Here is an 18033-nt window from a genome sequence, read left to right as displayed (position 1 = left end):
CCCGCCTCACAGCCACGATCTTTGAACCACCAGGGGACTACCTGTGAACATCGGCAACGACGCCGAGGGCTTCGGCGTCGACTCCTCCGGCCGCGCACAAGCAGCGGTCGCCACCACCGCGACCCCGTCCTCGGTGACCATCACCTCGGGCATGTCGAAACTCGACGCGATGCTCGCCTACCGCGACGCCGGGATGAAGCCTTTCATGCTCAGCGCGGGCAAGGTCCCGCTCAAGAACTGCGCGCCGTGCGACGAACAGCACGTCACCAACGAGCAGCGTGAGGCGTGCGAGTGCCTGACCTGCCACGGCTTCTACGCCGCCACCGACGACACTGACCGGCTTCGCGAGATGGCGCGATGCAACCCCCGCGGGCTCGTCGCCATCCGCACCGGCCTGCCCTCGGGCATCGTTGTCGTCGACATCGACACCGTGAACGGTCATGGCGTTGACGGGATGGCCACCGCCGCCCGCCTGCGCGAGGCTGGCGTCCTCCAGCGCACCGCTGCCCAGCGATCCGCCTCCGGCGGCTGGCACCTGGTGTACGCACACCCGGGCGGCCGGATCCGGGGCGGTTCCAACAAGCTTGGCCCCGGCGTGGACATCAAGGCGGACGGGGCGTACTTCGTCGTCGGCCCATCCCGCAGCCCTACGACAGGCACGCCGTACCGGTGGGCGGGGGACACGATCCCCTTGCCCCTGGCCCCGCTCCACCCCCGCATCGCCGCTCACCTGCGGGATCGGCCCCCGTCAAGCTCCAGGCCTCGGCCGGTGGCACTGCCCCAGACGGGAGACCGGTACGTTGCCGCCGCCGTACGGGGCGAGGTTCAGCGGATCCTCGACGCTCGCGGTAGGGGGCTCGGCCGGAACGACGAGCTCAACCGTGCGGCGTTCATCCTCGGCACGCTCGTTGGCGCCGGAGTCCTCCCTCGCCACGATGCCGAGAGCGCCCTCACGCAGGCCGCTTACTCCATCGGCCTCGACCAGGACACCAACTGCAACCCCCGGCAGATCGAGGCCACGATCACCTCGGGTATCAACGCCGGGATGCGCAACCCCCGCCACCTTCAGGGGGTTAGGGCCTGTTTCGAAGTCCGCTGTGTGACGGCGTGTCATGTCCGGACATGCAGTGAGGTCTCCGATAGAAGGTTGATCGACCAAGAAGAACCTTCACACCGGAGACCTCGTGGCCACCTTAGCGGTGACGAGGCGGTTTGACCTGACCGATGCGCAATGGGCACGCCTGGAGCCGCTGCTGCCCGCGCCAAGGAGATCAGGACGGCCGTCGAAGTGGAGCAAGCGGCAGCTCATCGATGGGATCCGCTGGCGGGCACGGGTGGGAGCGCCCTGGCGGGATGTGCCGGAGTGTTACGGCTCCTGGCAGGCGGTGTACGGGTTGTTTCGCCGCTGGCAGCGTTCCGGCGCCTGGTACGGCATCGTGACCGGCCTGCAGGCGATGGCCGATGCCGCACAGCTGATCGGCTGGCAGGTCGGGGTGGACTCCACGATCGTGCGTGCGCACCAGCACGCGGCCGGTGCTCGCAAGGATGCGACGTTGCAGGCCGAACCGCCTGGCGGGGTGCGGACCGAGCCGGCCGATCACGCTCTGGGGCGCTCGCGGGGCGGGTTGTCGACCAAGCTGCACCTGGCGTGTGAGCGGGGCCGAAGGTTGCTGTCGCTGGTGGTGACGGCCGGGCAACGCGGGGATGCACCGCAGTTCGACGCGGTCATGGCCGGGATCGGCGTGTCCCGGCCGGGACCGGGGCGGCCTCGTACCCGGCCCGATGTGGTGCTGGCCGACAAGGCGTACTCATCGCGGGCGATCCGTGCTCACTTGCGCCGGCGCCGGATCGGGTGCGTCATCCCTGAGCCTGCCGACCGGATCGCCGCCCGGCTGCGGCGCGGCAGCCGCGGCGGCCGTCCTCCACAGTTCGACCCGGCGCTCTACCGCGCCCGCCACGCCGTGGAATGCGGCATCAACCTGCTCAAACGCAACCGTGCCATCGCAACCAGGTACGACAAACTCGCCGTCCGCTACGAGGCCACCGCCCACATCGCCGCCATCAACGACTGGCTCACCTGTCTTCGAAACACGCCCTAGGTGAGCGCGACGGTCCTGATCGACGATGTGCCATGGCCGGACGCTCCATGCGAGTCAGGAGAGAGCGGCCGGCAGGGGAGCCGCGGTGAGCGTGGTGACGTCTCCGACTCCGTGCTCGCGGAACTCGCCGCGGAGGACGTCCTACGCGGCCGATGGCGGTGGTGCATCGGCCTCGGCTGGCTGGAATGGGACACCCGGCGCTGGGGCGCCCGAGACGACGTCATCGTCTGCGAGGTCGTTCGCAACTGGCTCGCCGACCAGTTCAACCAGAAGATCGGACAGGCTGGGCCCAACCTCAACCCCAAGCGCCTTCAGGAGCTTCAGACGCTGCTCAGCGCAGCCAAGGTCCGCAACGTGACCGGCCTGGCACGGGGTATCGAGGGCATCGCCACCATTGCCGAACAGCTCGACGCGGACCCCGACCTGCTCAACACCCCGAGCGGCGTGGTCAACCTGCGTACCGGCGACCTGCTGCGCCATGACCCTGAGCTCCTCATGACGAAGATGACCCGCGGCTCTTACCGCCCGGGCTTCACCCATGCCGACTGGGATAAGGCGATCGAAGCCCTGCCCGAGCCGGAACGCGTGTGGTTTCAGACCCGCGCCGGACAGGCCGTCACCGGGTACACCAACCCCGACGGGATCCTCGTGCTGATGCAGGGCGGCGGCGAGAACGGCAAGTCGCTGCTCAGCACGGACGGCGTCGTGCCCGCACTCGGCGACTACGCCGACGTGGCCAGCGACAAGCTGCTCGCCACCACCAACGAGCACTCCGAAGAACGAGCCAGCCTGCGAGGTCAGCGGTTCCTCGTCTCCGAGGAGATGACCGAGGGCCGCGCCCTCAACATCACCGCGATCAAACGGATCATGGACGTCGGCGAGATCAAAGCTCGGCACGTCTACAAGTCGAACATGACGTTCAAGGCGACACACTCGCTGTTCGCCACCACCAACTACCTGCCCGTCGTCAACGAGACCGACCACGGCACCTGGCGGCGGCTCGCCCTACTCGTCTTCCCCTACACCTTCCGCAAGCCCGGGGAAGAGTGCCGTCGCGCAGACGAACGCCATGGAGACCCCCGGCTCAAGGCGCGCATCAAGGCCAACCGCAGCGGCCAGTATGACGCGATCGTGACGTGGGTAGTCGAGGGCGCCAAGCGCTGGCATGCCAACCCAGACACGGCTCTCGCGGTGACCACGAAGGTCGCGGCCGACACACGCGCGTGGCGGGCCGACGCGGACAGGATCCTGGGGTTCTGGGACAACTGCCTCGTCCCCGACCCCGGCGCGTGCGTGCTCAGCACGGACCTGCTCGCCGTGTTCAACGAGTGGCTCTCCAGCAACGGCCACAACGCCTGGCCCAAGGAGTTGTTCCACCCCCGGTTCAAGAGCCACACGGAGACGAACCGCCACGGGGTCGAGGAGAAGCGAACGACGAGCCCTGTCGGCCTGGTGAGGCACGGGCTCGACAGATTCAACACCGCGCCGATCCCCAAACGCCCCGTCGTGTACGTCGGCGTTCGGTACCGCACCGACGACGAGCCTGACCAGGACGAATAGCGCCGTGCCAGACCTGACAGACCCTCCCATAACTTTTCCCCATCCCACGTGGGGCGTGCAAAAGATTCCAAGGGGTCTGTCAGGTCTGGCACAGCCGGTCCCACCAGCCAAGACATGGCTAGCCATACCTCAGCCATCCGACACGGAGGCGACCCTGATGAACGTTCAGACCGTCCTGGACTTCGAGGCCGTAACAGTGCTCGCGTCCAGCCGCCGTGGACCAGTGCCGATTCTTCTTGACCTCGCTGACGCCGAGCGCCTCGACGGCCGGCGGCTCTCCCTCGGGAGTCACGGATATGCCCAGCTCCGCGACGGCGGCGAGAGGCTCCCGGTCCACCGCTGGGTGCTCGGTGCCCAGCGAGGCGACGGTCGCATCGTCGATCACATCAATGGTGACCCCTACGACTGCCGCCGCTCGAACCTGAGATTCGTGACCGCCGCTGAGAACTCTGCGAACCGGAGGACCACGGCCGCCTCCGGCTTTCGGGGAGTGTGCAAGCGGCACGGCCGGTGGGCTGCACAAGGCAAGGTGCGTGGCCGCGCTGTCCATCTCGGCACCTACGACACCGTGCAGGAAGCCGCCTGGGTCGCCCACGAATGGCGACTTGCAAACCTCCCCGGATACCTCGGCCGGGGCTTCACAAGCGTGCCCACGGTCAAGCCCGTGGCTGCCTGACCCTAGGAGAGGACATGACCGTTCCGACGCCACGCGCGCTCGCCGAGTCCCTCGTCGACCTCGGCAGCGGATTCATCACCGAAGTCGGCGGAGAGCCGAATCCCATGCTGGGCCACCACATCCACACGATGGCGAAGCGGCTCACTGACCGGGTCCAGTCCGGCGACACCCGCCTGACGGCCTTCGAGGGCATCACCGACGCCGGTGGCTACGTGTGGTTGGGGACCCACCTCGCTGAATGCCTGGCCGAGGCCATGCGCGAGTCCTGGTCCTTCGAGCGGTGGTTCACCACCCTTGCCCAGGAGGTCGCCCGCACCGAGCCGCTCGCCCCCGAGAAGCTGGCGGAGCTCCGCGCCATGAGGACCGAGCTCGACGGCTGGCGTGATCAGGGCCTCCGGCTCACCGAGATCGACCGCGCCACCGGCTTGGTCCGGTTTGAGCGCTGAGAAGGGAACAACCATGACCACTATCCAGGGGCCCCCTGCCGCACCTGGGCGGGAACTGCGCTGTCGGTACCGGCGGCGCAACGACGAAATGTGTAGCAACCCGAGCCTCGACCAGTCCCCGGACGCGCTGATCCTCATCTGCGTCGCTCACGCCGCGAAGGTCATGCAGCTCGTGGCCGAGCAGAAGGCTGCCCGTCTCGGCCGGCGGAGAGCGTGATGGAAACCGTCGTCACCGCCTTGGCCGTCGCCCTCGTCGGCGTGCTATGCCTGGCCGGCGCCTACAGGAGCCACGCCAAGGCGCTGACCCTCATGGTCACCGAGGCGCACGCCGAACGCCGCGCCGAGGTCGAACGCAACCACGCCCTGCGCTCGGAGATCACCGCCGAGACGCTCCGCCGAGCCGAACAGCTCACTCACATCACCGACCGAGTCCGAACGATCAACGGAAGGAAGCCGTGATGACCACCACGATCAACCCGAAGGACTACCGCCACGGTGGGCGGTGCGACCACGAGGGGGAGCACTCTTTCGACTGCGACGAGCTGGCCGTCGCGGCCGTGATCTCCGCCACAGTTCCGGACACGTGGGCCGACGGTGCTCCCGCTGCCTCGGTGGCTTTCATGTGCTCCGAGCACCTCGCGGGCGAGCCGATCGCCCAGCGCGAGCACGCCGAGCACAACGCCCAGCAGGTGCCTCACGACGACCCGTCCCGCGCGCTCTGGGGTGTGCTGCTCGCCGGCTACCCCAACCCCATCCCGGTCGCGCCGATCCACGCGTGACCAACCACGAGGCCGGGCCCGGTGGAGACGGGCCCGGCCGCCAACAGGATCCCACGACCATCGAAAGGGGAACCGTGACCCCCTCAAATCCCGCCTTCGAGCAGTTCGCCAAGACCATCGTCGCCCGCGTCGAAGAGGACCTCTGCGACTACGGCCCCGACGAGCAGGCCGCCCGAGTCGTCGAAGCCCTGACGAAGTTCAACACCCACACCCCGATCACCCCCGCCCTTCCCGGCGAGATGGTCGACCTGGCCGGGTTCGGGCAGGCGCCCGTCTACTTCTACGGCCCCGAAGGCAAGTACTGCCTGCTCAGCGAGGTTGCCCAAGCCCTTGGCATGCCGATCTGGGAGGCGTGCAAATGGGCTCGACAGCAGCACCTGCACGCCCTGGAAGACCAGCGGGAGATGGACGAGGAACGCGGCGACGGGCTCCTCGGCTATGCCTGCCTACGCGATTACCTCGACCTCCGCTTGTGGTGCGTCGCTGAGAAATCCGAGATCAACCCCGCTACCGGCCAGCCCAGGCACATTGACTACGGCGACTACCTGCTCTCCCGCGACCGGCTCCTCGCCTTCATCGCCGCCAGCCCATGGGGCAAGGAGCTCATGTCGAACATGTCCGACCTGTTCGCCCACGGGATGAAGAAGTTCATGAGCGGCACGTTGAACGACGTCCCCGTGGTCCGCATGAACGGCGACGGCACCGTGATCCCCGCCTCCGTCGACGAGCTGTTCCACACCGACCTCACCGAAGAACAAGCCCGCGCCAAGGCCCTCCGCGGCCCGAACATCAACCTGGAGGAGGGCGAATGACCGCCAACAGGCCGGACGGCACCAACCGCGGGCGCCGCGACGTCAAGCCGGTCCCCGGGTACGAAGACCTGTGGCCGCACATCGCCGTACTCGACAAGCCCGGCGCCCCCGACCACGGCGAGCAGATCATCCCGGTGCGGACCCTGTCCCTGATGATCGCCCCCTCGGTGGAGGTCTTCCACACCGAATGGGCCCGCCAGACCGGACTCATCGCCCTCGGCCAGCTCGCCCGCTACACCCTGCCCCGCGAGTGGCAGGCCGGCGCCCGGCGCCGCTCCAACGAACTGATGGCCCGCTACAACACCGAAGCCGGGTTCGAGGTGCTGCGCGGCCTGCACCGCGAGTACGGCGTCTTCCCGCCTGACCCGCTTCCCTGATTCCAGCTGTTGGGCAGACCCCAACGGTTGCCCCAGCACCTCGGGGACAGCCCCTCCCGAGAGGGACTGTCCCCCAGGCGGAGGGTCATCCCGGCCCTCCGCCCGCAGAGGTCCCGCTGGGACCTCACTCACGTCGGTCCGCGCCACCTTCGGGGAGTCTCTTGAACATCGACCGCACCGCGACCGCCATCGACGGCATCCGCGCCGGCCTGCGCCTCCTGCCCGCCCTGCTCGCCCCCGGGACTCCCCGGCGGTGGAACCAGCACGAGATGACCCCTGAACAGGAGGCGAGGATGGACCAGCTCGCCCGCGCCGAACGCGAAGCCAAGCGCCTCAACATGGCCATGGGGTTGAAGTCGCTCGGCAACGCGCAAGCGCCGCTCAGCCTCGACGTCCTGGACCTGCTCGCCGACCTGGACGCCTCCATCGCCGACCTCGAAGCCGCCGTCTGCGAACGCCTCGGCCTCGACGTTCGCGCCAGCGCCACCACCGATCAGCGGCTCGAAGACCTCGGCCTCCTCCTCGGCCGCGTGGCCGACGACGAAGACCTCGCCGAGCACGTCGAAGACGAGGTCCACCGCATGCACCGCCAGGTGCGCCGCGCCCTCGGCGAACACGAACCCGTCCACCGGCTCCACGGCGTCCGCTGCCCCACCTGCGGGGCCCTGTCCATCCGCGGCCTCCTCGACAGCTTGGCGTTCGTCTGTGTCAACGCGGCCTGCCGGTGTGACGACGAGACCTGCGCCTGTCACGCCGAACGGCCCCGCCGGCACCGTTGGGCGTTCTCCGAGTGGCCCGAGCTCGCCGGCACCATCGAAGCGAGGAAGACAGCATGACCACCCGCGACCGCCCAGTCCTCGCCGTGATCCCGCTCCCGGCGCGCCTGGAGGTGACGGCCGCCGTCCTCGGCGCGCTCGCTGGCGTCTGGGAGGAGCAGCACGGCCAGGTGCTCACCATGGCCGACGCACCCGAGGAGTCCACGCCGTGGGGCCGGGCGCTCGTCATCCGCGAACCCGCACCGCCCGCCCTTGACCAGTCCCACGAACCAACCACTTCGCAGGAGGGGTAGCCCGATGTCCGGAGGCTCGTACAACTACCTGTACCAAGACGACGAATTGCATGAGCTCGCCCGGTACAGCCGCATGGAGGATCTGCGATCCATGGCTGACCGGCTCGCGGGGCTCGGCTACGCCGCAGACGCCGCAGCAGAGACCGAGGAACTCCTTGTCATCCTGCGCCAGTCGCGAATCCGCGCCGAGGTCCGGGCCAGGCGTCTAGCCGCGGTGTGGAAGGCCATCGAATGGTGGGACTCCTGCGATTGGACCGAGGACCAGGTCAAGGGGGCCCTCGCCCAGTTCCGGGGCGAGGGCGAGGAGCCGGCGCCGTGAACACGGACCAGCCGATGCCGCGCGCCGCAGTCGAAGCCCTCGCCGAACACCTCATCGGCTCCGGCTACGCCCAGGGCGGCGCCGCGGTCGCCCTCGGCCAAGACCTGCTCGCCGGACTCGCCCGGCAGGGCTTCGCCGTGGTCCCCGCCGCCTGCCCGGAAACCACCGAGACCCACCTGTCCCGCGTCCCCAGGCGCTACCGCTGCGTCCTCGGTCCTCACGACGGGTCCGAACACCGCTGCCGGTGCGGCACGATCTGGACACCCATCGGCGAATGCCTCGACGACCTGCCGACAGGGAAGTCGCACACGTGACCGAGGAGGACCTGTTCACCACGGCCGAGGCCGCCGCCGAGGTCGGCTTCAGCATCGCCGCCATCGACAACTGGGTCCGCCGGGGCTACCTCGCCCCGGCCGGCCGCCGAGGCCGGTCCAACGTCTACCGGCTCAGCGACGTCTTCGAGGTCGAAAAGCAGCGCAAGCACAAGCACCGCCGCCGCACATGATCGTGTATCGTCGGATCTGACGGAAGTCAGGGGTGTGCGGTAGCCATCTCCGAAACCAGCCCGGCCACAGCGCCGGGCTTTCGTGTCTGAGGAGAGCCAGTTCCCGATCTCGGTGAATCTGGCGTTCACTCGCGCTTGAACACCGGCTTGACGCCCTGACTGATCGGCTCAGCAAGACGTTCCATGATTCGGGTGGGGAAGCGGTCGAAAGACTGCCTGTTCCACTCACGCCGAAGGGTCTGTACCACCTCCTCTTTTGGCCTTCCGGAGACCTGCAGGTAGGCGTTCTCCGTGACAGCCTTCAGCGTCTGCACGAAATCTTGAACCCGGTGCGGGTCCAGGTCACCGAGGTCATCGAAGTTCCACCGAAATTCCCCCATATTGGTCATTTCGGCAACCTACCTAGGTCGCCGAGCTACTCGCCGGTAGGTCGCGGATTTCTTGCGGCCAGCCCAGGAGGTGGCCTTGCACGTACCGGTGCACCAGGTGCCTCCGCACCAAGGTCGAGGTCAAGAAGGGGCAGACGCCCCGCCTGCCACGAAAGCGCAGGGGGTGAGCGCGTGGCCGCTGGGCGGGCCGAACTCGCAACGTACGAGTACCGCAAGACCAGGGCCCGGATCCTCGCCACGTCGACCGTGTGCATCGTGTGCGGGCACGGCGGATCCGACGCCGTCGACCACATCGTGGCCGTCAAGCGCGGCGGCGCCCGGCTCGACCCGCAGAACATGGCACCCATCCACGGCGTCGACGGTTGCCCCGTCTGCCTGCGCAAATGCAACAACGAGAAGGGCGACAAGCCGCTCGCCGAAGTGCGCCGCCTGGTCACCAGCAGAGACTGGTACGCCGGGCCGTCACGCCTCTGACCTGCACAAACGCCGTGCAAGCCGCTGACCTGCGGAAGCTTTTCCAAGATCGGATAGGTCGCGACCCCGCTCGCAGCTGAGCGTTTTTTGTGCGTGGGGGAATCTCACGAAGATGATCATCACTGACGCCTGCCGCTGATCACGGCAGGAAGGAAGCCCCGGTGTCTCCAGGCACCGGGGCTTCCGTATGCCTGGAGACACCAACATGCCTCATCGTCCTGACGTGCCATGTGCTCGCTGCGGAACGCTGCTGTGGAGAGGGCGCGGTACCCTCCCACAAGGACAGGCGGTTTGCCATCCCTGCCGTCGCAAGGAGAGCCAGCCGTACGGCCGGCGGGTCGCGTATGAGACCCGGAGTTGCGCCGTATGTGAGGCCACGTTCGAGGTGCGCGCCAGTTCCGAGCAGCGCGCGTGTTCTGTGAGTTGCGCTCGCCGCCTCCGCATGTCGCCGGGCGCGTGCGATGACTGCGGCAAATCGACGACGCGCAGGCGTACCTCTGTCGGCCGGTTATGCGAGAGTTGTGCGACGGCGCGGGCGCGGGCGCGGTGGATCGCGAAGAACCATCGACGTCGCACCGTTGGGCGGCTGTCGGATGTCACGCCCGCCTATGAGCGCGGCTTGAGGGCGCGGGCGCGCAAGTGCCCTCTGTGTTCCGTTCGGCTGACAAGCAAGGCGGATCGCCCGAACAGCAAGCATCTTGATCACATACTCCCGATCGCCGCCGGCGGTACGCACTCGATCGGGAACGTGCGGATCATCTGCCGTACGTGCAACCTGAGCCGTCCGTACGACGGTTCGGACCTCGACGGCTATCAACTCACCTTGTGGGCTCAGGATTCAGCGTTCATTCCAATGCCAGTCCGGCCTGTGGTCCCACGTTGCGCGTGTGGCACAGAACTGCGAAAAGGGCGTTGCTGGACATGTGAGCCTTCGCGTCATCACATCCGGCTAGAAGCTGGGAGGCGTGCCGCAGAGCTGCGGGCGGCACGGATGAAGTGGCAGGACATTGCGGACGAGCTGGGATTGGGGAATCCGGGGGCTGCGTACGCCGCGGCGCGCATGTACGGCGATCCGGACGTGATGGCACGCTGGCCGCAGCGATATGAGCACGGGGCGGTCGAACAAGCCGTGCACTACGGAGGTGGCCATGGCAAGCAGGCCTCAGATCGGAGTGGTCGGCCAGCACGTGGCCGGGGCCATCACCCGGCTCCGGCATGATCGCGGCTTGGAGCAGCGGGACCTGGCCGAGCGGGTCAGCACGGCCGGGCGACCGCTGACCGCCTCGGTCCTGAGCAAGATCGAGTCGGGTTCGCGGCGGATCGACGTCGACGACCTGGCGGCCATCGCTAACGCGCTGGGGGCCAGTCCGGCGCTGCTGCTCACCAGTACTGACAACGAGCCGGGCCTCGTGTACGGCCCTGTGGCCGATGCCGTGCGCGCCGATATCGAGGCCCTGGGTGACCTGGTCGGCGTGGAGCCGTCACTCGCACAGATGGCGTGCCGACTCGCGATGGAGATCGATGCCGGCGGAGGTGAAGATCACAGGCTCCTCTCTCAGCTGAATCGGGAGCTCCGCGCGACGCTGGCGCAGTTATTGGAGGGGCGGCCGGAGAAGTCTGATGACGATGAGCTCGACGATCTGGCAGACCCCGTTTGAACTGCGAGAGCAGTGCGCCGAGCTGTACGGGCTGACGTGCCCGCCGCGCTGGGGGCCGCCTCGTCGCCCCCAGTTTCAGACCATGGGGCCGCGGGTCGCGACGGTCATGGATCGCCTCGGCTACAAGGTCATGCCGTGGCAACAATACGTCTTGGATGTGGCGTTCGAGCTGGACCCAGACACGGGCCTGTTCGCATACCGCGAGGTCGGACTGTCGATTCCGCGACAGCAGGGCAAGACCACGATCGTTTTGGGCGTCGTCGTTCACCGGTTGATGGCCTGGCATCGGCAACGCGTCATCTATGCAGCCCAGAACCGCACAGAGGCATTCCGCCGCTTCGACGAGGAGTTCGTTGAGGTCCTGGACGGGTCGCGGTTGGCGGGTCGCTTCCGGGTGCGGCGCACCACAGGCCAGGAGCAGATCATCTGGCAAGACACCCGGTCCCGGATGGGCATCACCTCCAACACTGAGAAGGCGGCGCACGGCGCCACGCTTGACCTCGGGGTGATCGACGAGGCGTTCGCCCACGAGGATGACCGGCTGGAGCAGGCGTTTGTGCCAGCGCAGTCAACACGGGACATGGCGCAGCTGTGGTGGGCGAGCGCGGGCGGCACTGACAAAAGCGTCTACCTGAACCGGAAACGCGACCGTGGGCGAGAGCTGATGGAGGCACTCTGGACCGAGGGTCGACATCCCGCAGTGGCGCACTTCGAGTGGTACGCCCCCGACGACATGCCACGTGACAAGCCGGCGACGTGGCGAGCATGCATGCCAGCTCTAGGCCATACGGTTTCGGAAGCGACGATTCGCGGAGACCTGGACCGGATGGACCCGGCCGAGTTCGACCGGGCGTATCTGAACCGGACCCGCAAGAAGGCGCCGCCGAGCGACCCGAACGTGCCCAAGGGCAAGTGGCCGGGGCTGGCCGACCGCCAGTCACAGCCCGGCGTACAGCTGGCCCTCGCGATCGAGGTCAGCCACGACCGGGCGTGGTCGTCGCTGGTGGTGGCGGCGCTGCGGCCGGACGGCCGGGTGCACGTCGAGCTGGTCGACCGGCGCCCGGGGACGGCCTGGGTGGTGGCGGCGATCGTGCGGCTGCGGCGGTTGTGGGACCCGGTGGCCATCGCGATCGCCTCGACCGGGTCGCCTGCAGGCAGCCTCATCGACGACCTGGACGCCGCCGGCGTGAAGGCCCCCGAGGACAAGGACAAACCGAAACGCGGCGACCTGATCATCATGCGGACCAACGACATCGTCGAGGCGTGCGGCCAGATGGCTGATGCGATGACGCAGGCCACGATCGTCCATACCGACCAGGTCGACATGACCTCGGCGGTGACCGGCGCGATGACCAGGCCGTCGGGGGACGCGTGGGTCCTGGACCGCCGCCGGTCGCTCACCGACGTCTCACCGTTCATGGGGGCGACGCTCGCCCGGTGGGCGCTGCTGATCGTCGGCCCGAAGGTTCGCGCGCCGTATGACCCGCTGGATTCGGTGTACTAAGAGAGGGGGTCGGCATGCGTGAGCTGGTGACCACCCTGCTGGACGTGCTGGGGCTGCTGCTGGTCGCGGCCGGGGCGTGCGCGGCGCTGCTGCCGTTAATCGGCTGGGGCGCGCTGGCGGGCGCCGGCCTGGTGGTGCTGACGGGATCGTGGCTGGCCGTACGGCGAAGCGCGCCGCGCGCGCCCGCGGGTCGGACCGGTGAGCTGTGAGCCTGTTCCACCGCCGCGCCTACCCCGGGCAGACCGCAGCCGAGCTCATCCCGCGCCGCCCGGAGACCCGGACCGGCACCGTGTCGGTGACCAACGAGACGGCGCTGCGCCACAGCGCGGTGTGGGCGTGCCTGCGGCTGCGCGCCAACCTCGTCAGCACGCTTCCGATCGACGTCTACCGGCGAGTGCTCGGCGCGCAGATCGAGGTGCCCAAGCCGCCGGTGCTGGTCAGCCCGGGCGGTGAGCGTGTCGGGATGTTGGAGTGGATGTACAGCACCCAGTTCGACCTGGACCGAGCGGGCAACACCTTCGGGCTGATCACCGCCCGCGATGGCCTCGGCCTGCCCTCCCGGATCGATCTGGTGCCGTTGGCTGAGGTGTCGGTGATCATCCGTAAGGGGGAGCTCGCCGCGTACCGGATCGCCGGGACCGAGTACGACCCGGGAGAGGTCTGGCACGAGCGGCAGTACACCGTCGCCGGGCTGCACGTCGGCCTGTCGCCCGTCGCGTACGCCGCTTGGGCGATCGGGGAGTACCTCAGCATCCAGGAGTTCGCGCTGGATTGGTTCGGCGGTGGTGCGATCCCTGCGGCGCACCTGAAGAACACCGAGCAGATCCTCACTCCCGAGAAGTCCGACGCGATCAAAAAGCGATTCAAGGCCTCGGTGGCCAACGGGGACGTCTTCGTGACCGGGTCGGACTGGGAGTACCAGATGCTCCAGGCCGAGACGGCCGGCTCGGCGTGGATCGAGGCCAAGCAGTTCGGCGTCGCCGACGTCGCCCGGTTCTTCGACTGCCCCGGGGACCTGATCGACGCCGTGGTGTCGTCGAAATCCATCACCTACGCCAGCATCACCCAGAGGCACCTGGACTTCTTGGTCATGCACCTAGGACCGACCGTGACCCGCCGCGAGGATGCGCTGAACCGGCTCACTCCGCGGCCGCGGTACGTGAAGTTGAACACGGACGCGCTGCTGCGGATGGACCCGCAGACGCGCGCGGCCGTGCTGCGCACGCAGATCGAGTCCCGCACGCTCGCGCCCAGCGAGGCGCGCGAGCTGGAGAACCGCCCGCCGTTCACCGAGGCCCAGCTGGCCGAGTTCGACCGGCTGTTCGGCCAGCCCAACAAGCAGCCCGCCGCGACCACCGCGACCCCTTCGGGAGGATCGTTATGACCGACCTGTCCGGGCTTCGCGCGGCCGCCGCGGCCGAGCGCGCGGCCGCCGCCCGCTCCGCCACCATGACCCTGCCCCGTGACCGGCCCGAGGCGCCGGAGGTGCGGTTCGCCTCGCATCTGCGCGCCAAGAAGGTGGAGCGCGACGGCCAGCAGTGGTTCGAGGTCGAGGGGTACGCCAGCGCGTTCGAGCGCGGCTACGAGATGTACGACTGGTACGGCCCGTACACCGAGATCGTCAGCGTCGGCGCGGCCGACAAGACGCTGGAGGCCAGCCCCGAGGTCGTCTTCCGCTTCAACCACGCGGGCACCCCGATGGCCGGGACGAAGAACGGCCGCCTGGAACTGTGGGCCGACGACACCGGCCTGGGCCAGCGCGCCTGGCTGAACCCCAAGCGATCCGACGTGCAGCTGCTGGTGCAAGCGATCGAGGACGACGACGTGCGCGAGCAGTCGTTCATGTTCCGCATCACCTCAGGGCACTGGTCGCCGGACTACACCGAGTACCGCATCGACGCCTTCGATCTGGACCGCGGCGACGTCGGGCCGGTGACCTACGGCGCCAACCCACACACCTCCATCTCGGCCCGCAGCGGGGAGCTGCTGGCCGAGATCCCGAACCTGCCGCCGCTGGTCGCCCGCGAGGCCTACACCCTGCTGTCCCAGCGCGCCGACCTGGCCGCCCCCTCGCGCCCCGCACCGGCCCCGGCGCCCGCCGCGCCGAGCGCGCCGGCGGCCACGGGCCGGTCGATCGCGATGATCCGCACCCAGCTCCTCGTCGAGGACGAGGACGACTAGCCACCCCCCGCGGGCGCCCGGCAGATCGCCCGGGCCGCCTCGCAGTTCCATCCCGCACGCCGTCCGGCAGATCGCCCGGAAGGCGCGACGCCGCACGCCCGGCAGATCGCCCGGGACTCGCGCCGTCACGCATCCCACCACCCTGTGACCCATCCGCCGGAAGGGCGAATCAACCATGGCTGGAATCGACGACCTGATCGCCTCGATCGAGGTCGAACTGGAGGCCGCGCACAAGCGGCGCGCCAAGTACCGCAAGGAGATGGAGCTGATCCTCTCCACCGCGCAGCAGGAGGGCCGTTCCAACCTCACCGCCGAGGAGGACGAGCGGATCGCCGAGCTCACCGTCAAGCGCGACCAGGCCAAGGCCGACATCGAGGGCATCGAGCGCAAGCTGGACAACGCCCGCGAGGTCAAGGCCGAGGAGCGTGACCACGAGGCCAAGCAGCGCGAGCACAAGCCCGTGGACACCCGCCGCACCGGCGGGGACCGGACGGTGCGCATCGGCGCCGAGGAGCGGACCTACCGCAAGGACACCGATCCTTACGGCAAGGCCTTCCTGATGGACGTCTGCCGGCAGTTCATGTTCCAGGACGTCGAGGCCGCGACTAACCTCGCCCGGCACATGGCCGAGGAGCGCGTCGAGCGGGCCGAGTACCTGACCCGCGCCGTCGGCACCGGCGCGTGGGCGGGGCTGACGGTGCCGCAGTACCTGACCGACCTGTACGCGCCGGCGACCGCGGCGCTGCGGCCGTTCGCCGACATCTGCAACCGGCACCCGCTGCCCGAGCACGGCATGAGCGTGAACATCTCCCGGGTCACCACCGCCAGCTCGGCGGCGCTGCAGGCCTCGGAGAACAGCGCGGTCTCCGAGACCAACATGGACGACACGCTGCTGACGGTGCCGGTGCAGACCGCGGCCGGGCAGCAGACCGTTTCCCGGCAGGCGATCGACCGGGGCACCGGCATCGAGGACGTCACGATGCAGGACCTGTTCAACCGGGTCGCGACCGTCCTGGACTCCACGCTGATCAACCAGGTGACGACCGGGCTGAGCGCGGTGGCGGTGGCCAACACCTACACCGACGGCACCCCGACCGGCGCCGAGCTGTACCCCAAGATCGTGGGCGCGGCCGCGGGCGTCGAGGCGGCGCTGCTCGCCATGGGCGCCCCTAGCCACGCGGTCATGCACTCGCGCCGTTGGTACTGGCTGTCCTCGCAGATGTCGGCCACCTGGCCGCTCATCAACTGGACCGGCATCCCGGTCCAGGCCGGCGGGCAGGCCAACGCGAACTCCTCCTACGCCTCCGGGGTGCGGGGCGTGCTGCCGTCCGGACTGCAGGTCATCGTCGACAACAACATCTCGACGACCCTGGGTGGCGGCACCGAGGACGAGCTGTACGTCGTCCCCAACACCGAATGCCACCTGTGGGAGGACCCGGCGGCGCCCTTGTTCATCCGCGCCGAGCAGCCCGCCGCCGCGAGCCTCGGCGTCCTGCTCGTCGCGTACTCCTACTTCGCCTATACCTTCGGCCGGTACGCCAACGCCATGCAGAAGGTCGGCGGCACCGGCATGATCGCCCCGGTCTTCTAGGAGACGGGCATGGGGCTTCGACCGGTGTTCGGCGACGCGGTGCTGCCCTCTGCGGCCCGCGGCGCCGGCACCTACACCAGCGGCCCGGCCGCCAACGCCGGGCTCGCCGCGGACGTGCTGCTCATGGTGCACGTCTCCGCGGCGTCCGGGTCACCGACGCTGAACTGCTCGCTGGAGGAGTCGGCCGACGGCACCTCCTGGACCGCGGTGCCCGGCAGCTCCACGGCGCAGCTGACCGCCGCAGGCAACGCCCTGGCCGGGGCGACCATCACCAAGAACTACGTGCGGGTCACCAGCACGGTGGCCGGCACCACGCCCAGCGTGACCTACCGGGCCGTCCTGCTGGTCGTCCCGGAGTAAGGAGGAAGCGATGGCACGCGACGAGCAGATGATCGCCGCGCTGAAGCGCGAACGCGCCGGCTACGTCGCCCGCGGGGAGACCGACCGCGTCGCGGAGGTCGACGAGCAGCTGAAGAAGCACGGCTACGAGCAGACCCAGGACGCCGACCCGAATGCGGCCACGCCGTACGCGCCGCCGGCCCCGGGCGGCCCGAAGGGCCGCACCGCCTCGGCCGGGCGGCAGACCGCCTCGCGCGCCGAGGGCAAGGGCGACGACAAGTCCTCCGGCAAGTCCTGACGCGAGCCCGGTGGCCCGCCGCCCGCGGGGATGCGCGGCGGGCCCCGTCCTGTACTGATCGACCACGAACGGACTGGAGCAGTGATGACCATCCGACCGGAGACGAGCGAGGCGGGCCTGTCGGGGATCGTCACGCTGTCCCTGTACAACCGCGAGGGCGAGCTCATCGAGGAGCGCGTCGCCAAGAACCTGATCACCGACGCTGGTGACCTGTACTACGCCACGCGGGGCATCGCCGCGGTGTCGCCGTCCAACACCGCCGACGCCACGAAGGTGACCGGCATGAAGCTGGGCACCGGCACCACCGCGGCGGCGAAGTCCGGCGCGGGCGCGGCGCTGGTGACCTACAAGACCGCCTCGAACCTGGTGTTCGACGCCTCCTGCCCGCAGGTGGCCAACCTGGGCGCCGGGCTCGGTGTGAACGCGGTCTACCGGGTGACGTGGGGCGCCGGGGTGGCCACCGACACGGCGCTGACCGAGCTGGTCATCGTCAACGACGCCGCCACCAACGCCACCAGCAGCGCGGCCAACAGCATCTCGCGGGTCGTGTTCTCTGCGATCAACAAGGGCGCCTCCGACATCCTCGTGGCCACCTGGAACCACAAGTTCCTGGGCGCCTGACCGGCCCTGATCTGAGAGGAGGCCCCCGGTGGCCTACATCGACCAGGCCAACCTCGCCGCGGATGCCACCTTCCAGCTCCGGCTGAAGGTGGCCATGGCGACAGCGGCCACGCAGATCGCCGGCGAGGCCAAGGCACAGATGTCGGACGCGGTGTACGCCAAGCGGCAGGCGCTGGCCGCTGACGTGCTGCGCCAGCCGGCCAAGTGGGTGGAGTCGTTCGCGTGGGCGGTGACCTCCAACGCGGCGATCACCGCGGCGTCGCTGGACTCCGACATCCAGTTCACCGTCAACAGCATGTGGTCCGACATCGCTGGTGTAACCGGAACGGACTGACC

28 protein-coding genes are annotated in these 18033 nt (G+C 69.0%); 27 read left to right on the top strand and 1 reads right to left on the bottom strand.

Annotated features, from left to right (window positions below; genetic code table 11):
- The first annotated feature begins 43 nt into the window (after window positions 1-43).
- The 15 genes from BJ982_RS04340 (at window position 44) to BJ982_RS04275 (ending at window position 8642) form a co-directional block, all read left to right on the top strand.
- Window positions 44-1216 (top strand): bifunctional DNA primase/polymerase, encoded by a 1173-nt coding sequence (locus BJ982_RS04340; RefSeq protein WP_184876773.1) that lies wholly within the window; start codon window positions 44-46, stop codon window positions 1214-1216.
- A complete protein-coding gene (locus BJ982_RS04335; RefSeq protein WP_311772216.1) occupies window positions 1200-2099 on the top strand; it encodes an IS5 family transposase in 900 nt (299 codons plus the stop codon). Before BJ982_RS04340 ends, BJ982_RS04335 begins: the two co-directional genes overlap by 17 nt.
- Window positions 2100-3659 (top strand): DNA primase family protein, encoded by a 1560-nt coding sequence (locus BJ982_RS04330; RefSeq protein WP_184876772.1) that lies wholly within the window; start codon window positions 2100-2102, stop codon window positions 3657-3659.
- A 157-nt stretch (window positions 3660-3816) separates the two neighbouring features.
- Entirely contained in the window at window positions 3817-4335 is a 519-nt protein-coding gene (locus BJ982_RS04325) for an HNH endonuclease (RefSeq protein WP_184876770.1), read from the top strand.
- A gap of 14 nt (window positions 4336-4349) precedes the next feature.
- The gene (locus BJ982_RS04320; RefSeq protein ID WP_184876768.1) at window positions 4350-4781 is read left to right on the top strand and encodes a hypothetical protein; all 432 of its coding nucleotides are present in this window, start codon (window positions 4350-4352) and stop codon (window positions 4779-4781) included.
- Between the two features lie 88 nt (window positions 4782-4869).
- Window positions 4870-4998, top strand: a complete 129-nt coding sequence (locus BJ982_RS38930; protein WP_260413674.1) for a hypothetical protein — start codon at window positions 4870-4872, stop codon at window positions 4996-4998.
- Window positions 4998-5240: a hypothetical protein gene (locus tag BJ982_RS04315; protein WP_184876766.1), complete on the top strand. Its 243-nt coding sequence runs from the start codon at window positions 4998-5000 to the stop codon at window positions 5238-5240. The genes BJ982_RS38930 and BJ982_RS04315 overlap by 1 nt, the downstream gene beginning before the upstream one ends.
- Window positions 5240-5560 (top strand): hypothetical protein, encoded by a 321-nt coding sequence (locus BJ982_RS04310; RefSeq protein ID WP_184876764.1) that lies wholly within the window; start codon window positions 5240-5242, stop codon window positions 5558-5560. Before BJ982_RS04315 ends, BJ982_RS04310 begins: the two co-directional genes overlap by 1 nt.
- A 74-nt stretch (window positions 5561-5634) precedes the next feature.
- Complete coding sequence (locus BJ982_RS04305) at window positions 5635-6372, top strand: hypothetical protein (protein ID WP_184876762.1); 738 nt, start codon at window positions 5635-5637, stop codon at window positions 6370-6372.
- A complete protein-coding gene (locus tag BJ982_RS04300; protein WP_184876760.1) occupies window positions 6369-6749 on the top strand; it encodes a hypothetical protein in 381 nt (126 codons plus the stop codon). Before BJ982_RS04305 ends, BJ982_RS04300 begins: the two co-directional genes overlap by 4 nt.
- A gap of 161 nt (window positions 6750-6910) precedes the next feature.
- Window positions 6911-7585 (top strand): hypothetical protein, encoded by a 675-nt coding sequence (locus BJ982_RS04295; RefSeq protein WP_184876758.1) that lies wholly within the window; start codon window positions 6911-6913, stop codon window positions 7583-7585.
- A complete protein-coding gene (locus tag BJ982_RS04290) occupies window positions 7582-7818 on the top strand; it encodes a hypothetical protein (RefSeq protein WP_184876756.1) in 237 nt (78 codons plus the stop codon). The genes BJ982_RS04295 and BJ982_RS04290 overlap by 4 nt, the downstream gene beginning before the upstream one ends.
- A gap of 4 nt (window positions 7819-7822) precedes the next feature.
- Window positions 7823-8137, top strand: coding sequence for a hypothetical protein (locus tag BJ982_RS04285; protein ID WP_184876754.1), 315 nt, complete (start codon window positions 7823-7825; stop codon window positions 8135-8137).
- On the top strand, window positions 8134-8451 hold the full coding sequence (locus tag BJ982_RS04280) for a hypothetical protein (RefSeq protein WP_184876752.1): 318 nt from the start codon (window positions 8134-8136) through the stop codon (window positions 8449-8451). Before BJ982_RS04285 ends, BJ982_RS04280 begins: the two co-directional genes overlap by 4 nt.
- Entirely contained in the window at window positions 8448-8642 is a 195-nt protein-coding gene (locus BJ982_RS04275) for a helix-turn-helix domain-containing protein (RefSeq protein WP_184876750.1), read from the top strand. The genes BJ982_RS04280 and BJ982_RS04275 overlap by 4 nt, the downstream gene beginning before the upstream one ends.
- A 125-nt stretch (window positions 8643-8767) precedes the next feature.
- Here the strand turns inward: BJ982_RS04275 and BJ982_RS04270 are convergent, their stop codons facing one another.
- Window positions 8768-9031, bottom strand: a complete 264-nt coding sequence (locus tag BJ982_RS04270; RefSeq protein ID WP_184876748.1) for a hypothetical protein — start codon at window positions 9029-9031, stop codon at window positions 8768-8770.
- Between the two features lie 171 nt (window positions 9032-9202).
- On the opposite strand from BJ982_RS04270, the gene BJ982_RS04265 reads away from it, so the two are divergent.
- The 12 genes from BJ982_RS04265 to BJ982_RS04205 all read left to right on the top strand — a co-directional run bounded on the left by BJ982_RS04265 (window position 9203) and on the right by BJ982_RS04205 (window position 18031).
- A complete protein-coding gene (locus tag BJ982_RS04265; RefSeq protein ID WP_184876746.1) occupies window positions 9203-9505 on the top strand; it encodes an HNH endonuclease in 303 nt (100 codons plus the stop codon).
- 187 nt (window positions 9506-9692) lie between these two features.
- On the top strand, window positions 9693-10724 hold the full coding sequence (locus BJ982_RS40855; RefSeq protein WP_373869715.1) for an HNH endonuclease signature motif containing protein: 1032 nt from the start codon (window positions 9693-9695) through the stop codon (window positions 10722-10724).
- On the top strand, window positions 10654-11163 hold the full coding sequence (locus tag BJ982_RS04250) for a helix-turn-helix domain-containing protein (protein WP_239123798.1): 510 nt from the start codon (window positions 10654-10656) through the stop codon (window positions 11161-11163). Before BJ982_RS40855 ends, BJ982_RS04250 begins: the two co-directional genes overlap by 71 nt.
- Window positions 11132-12667 carry a terminase large subunit domain-containing protein gene (locus tag BJ982_RS04245; protein ID WP_203959509.1) on the top strand — a complete coding sequence of 512 codons (1536 nt, stop codon included), beginning with the start codon at window positions 11132-11134 and terminating at the stop codon, window positions 12665-12667. Before BJ982_RS04250 ends, BJ982_RS04245 begins: the two co-directional genes overlap by 32 nt.
- A 14-nt stretch (window positions 12668-12681) precedes the next feature.
- Window positions 12682-12876 carry a hypothetical protein gene (locus tag BJ982_RS04240; RefSeq protein ID WP_184876740.1) on the top strand — a complete coding sequence of 65 codons (195 nt, stop codon included), beginning with the start codon at window positions 12682-12684 and terminating at the stop codon, window positions 12874-12876.
- Entirely contained in the window at window positions 12873-14051 is a 1179-nt protein-coding gene (locus BJ982_RS04235) for a phage portal protein (RefSeq protein WP_184876738.1), read from the top strand. Before BJ982_RS04240 ends, BJ982_RS04235 begins: the two co-directional genes overlap by 4 nt.
- Complete coding sequence (locus tag BJ982_RS04230) at window positions 14048-14848, top strand: HK97 family phage prohead protease (RefSeq protein ID WP_184876736.1); 801 nt, start codon at window positions 14048-14050, stop codon at window positions 14846-14848. The genes BJ982_RS04235 and BJ982_RS04230 overlap by 4 nt, the downstream gene beginning before the upstream one ends.
- Before the next feature lie 175 nt (window positions 14849-15023).
- Window positions 15024-16439 carry a phage major capsid family protein gene (locus tag BJ982_RS04225; protein ID WP_203959508.1) on the top strand — a complete coding sequence of 472 codons (1416 nt, stop codon included), beginning with the start codon at window positions 15024-15026 and terminating at the stop codon, window positions 16437-16439.
- Window positions 16440-16448: 9 nt separating this feature from the next.
- Window positions 16449-16799 carry a hypothetical protein gene (locus tag BJ982_RS04220; protein WP_184876734.1) on the top strand — a complete coding sequence of 117 codons (351 nt, stop codon included), beginning with the start codon at window positions 16449-16451 and terminating at the stop codon, window positions 16797-16799.
- Between the two features lie 10 nt (window positions 16800-16809).
- Window positions 16810-17076 carry a hypothetical protein gene (locus BJ982_RS04215; protein ID WP_184876732.1) on the top strand — a complete coding sequence of 89 codons (267 nt, stop codon included), beginning with the start codon at window positions 16810-16812 and terminating at the stop codon, window positions 17074-17076.
- A gap of 84 nt (window positions 17077-17160) precedes the next feature.
- Window positions 17161-17697: a hypothetical protein gene (locus BJ982_RS04210; RefSeq protein ID WP_184876730.1), complete on the top strand. Its 537-nt coding sequence runs from the start codon at window positions 17161-17163 to the stop codon at window positions 17695-17697.
- A 28-nt stretch (window positions 17698-17725) separates the two neighbouring features.
- Complete coding sequence (locus tag BJ982_RS04205; RefSeq protein ID WP_184876728.1) at window positions 17726-18031, top strand: hypothetical protein; 306 nt, start codon at window positions 17726-17728, stop codon at window positions 18029-18031.
- Window positions 18032-18033: the final 2 nt, after the last annotated feature.

Origin of the sequence: Sphaerisporangium siamense (assembly GCF_014205275.1) — a bacterium.
GTDB lineage: Bacteria > Actinomycetota > Actinomycetes > Streptosporangiales > Streptosporangiaceae > Sphaerisporangium > Sphaerisporangium siamense.
This window is presented reverse-complemented; position numbering and strand designations above follow the sequence as displayed.

Coding starts and splice junctions, on each gene's coding strand:
- BJ982_RS04325 (WP_184876770.1), top strand. CDS start 3,817: ATGAACGTTCAGACCGTCCTGGACTTCGAGGCCGTAACAGTGCTCGCG.
- BJ982_RS04320 (WP_184876768.1), top strand. CDS start 4,350: ATGACCGTTCCGACGCCACGCGCGCTCGCCGAGTCCCTCGTCGACCTC.
- BJ982_RS38930 (WP_260413674.1), top strand. CDS start 4,870: ATGTGTAGCAACCCGAGCCTCGACCAGTCCCCGGACGCGCTGATCCTC.
- BJ982_RS04315 (WP_184876766.1), top strand. CDS start 4,998: ATGGAAACCGTCGTCACCGCCTTGGCCGTCGCCCTCGTCGGCGTGCTA.
- BJ982_RS04310 (WP_184876764.1), top strand. CDS start 5,240: ATGACCACCACGATCAACCCGAAGGACTACCGCCACGGTGGGCGGTGC.
- BJ982_RS04300 (WP_184876760.1), top strand. CDS start 6,369: ATGACCGCCAACAGGCCGGACGGCACCAACCGCGGGCGCCGCGACGTC.
- BJ982_RS04290 (WP_184876756.1), top strand. CDS start 7,582: ATGACCACCCGCGACCGCCCAGTCCTCGCCGTGATCCCGCTCCCGGCG.
- BJ982_RS04285 (WP_184876754.1), top strand. CDS start 7,823: ATGTCCGGAGGCTCGTACAACTACCTGTACCAAGACGACGAATTGCAT.
- BJ982_RS04270 (WP_184876748.1), bottom strand. CDS start 9,031: ATGACCAATATGGGGGAATTTCGGTGGAACTTCGATGACCTCGGTGAC.
- BJ982_RS40855 (WP_373869715.1), top strand. CDS start 9,693: ATGCCTGGAGACACCAACATGCCTCATCGTCCTGACGTGCCATGTGCT.
- BJ982_RS04250 (WP_239123798.1), top strand. CDS start 10,654: ATGGCAAGCAGGCCTCAGATCGGAGTGGTCGGCCAGCACGTGGCCGGG.
- BJ982_RS04245 (WP_203959509.1), top strand. CDS start 11,132: ATGAGCTCGACGATCTGGCAGACCCCGTTTGAACTGCGAGAGCAGTGC.
- BJ982_RS04240 (WP_184876740.1), top strand. CDS start 12,682: ATGCGTGAGCTGGTGACCACCCTGCTGGACGTGCTGGGGCTGCTGCTG.
- BJ982_RS04230 (WP_184876736.1), top strand. CDS start 14,048: ATGACCGACCTGTCCGGGCTTCGCGCGGCCGCCGCGGCCGAGCGCGCG.
- BJ982_RS04225 (WP_203959508.1), top strand. CDS start 15,024: ATGGCTGGAATCGACGACCTGATCGCCTCGATCGAGGTCGAACTGGAG.
- BJ982_RS04220 (WP_184876734.1), top strand. CDS start 16,449: ATGGGGCTTCGACCGGTGTTCGGCGACGCGGTGCTGCCCTCTGCGGCC.
- BJ982_RS04215 (WP_184876732.1), top strand. CDS start 16,810: ATGGCACGCGACGAGCAGATGATCGCCGCGCTGAAGCGCGAACGCGCC.
- BJ982_RS04210 (WP_184876730.1), top strand. CDS start 17,161: ATGACCATCCGACCGGAGACGAGCGAGGCGGGCCTGTCGGGGATCGTC.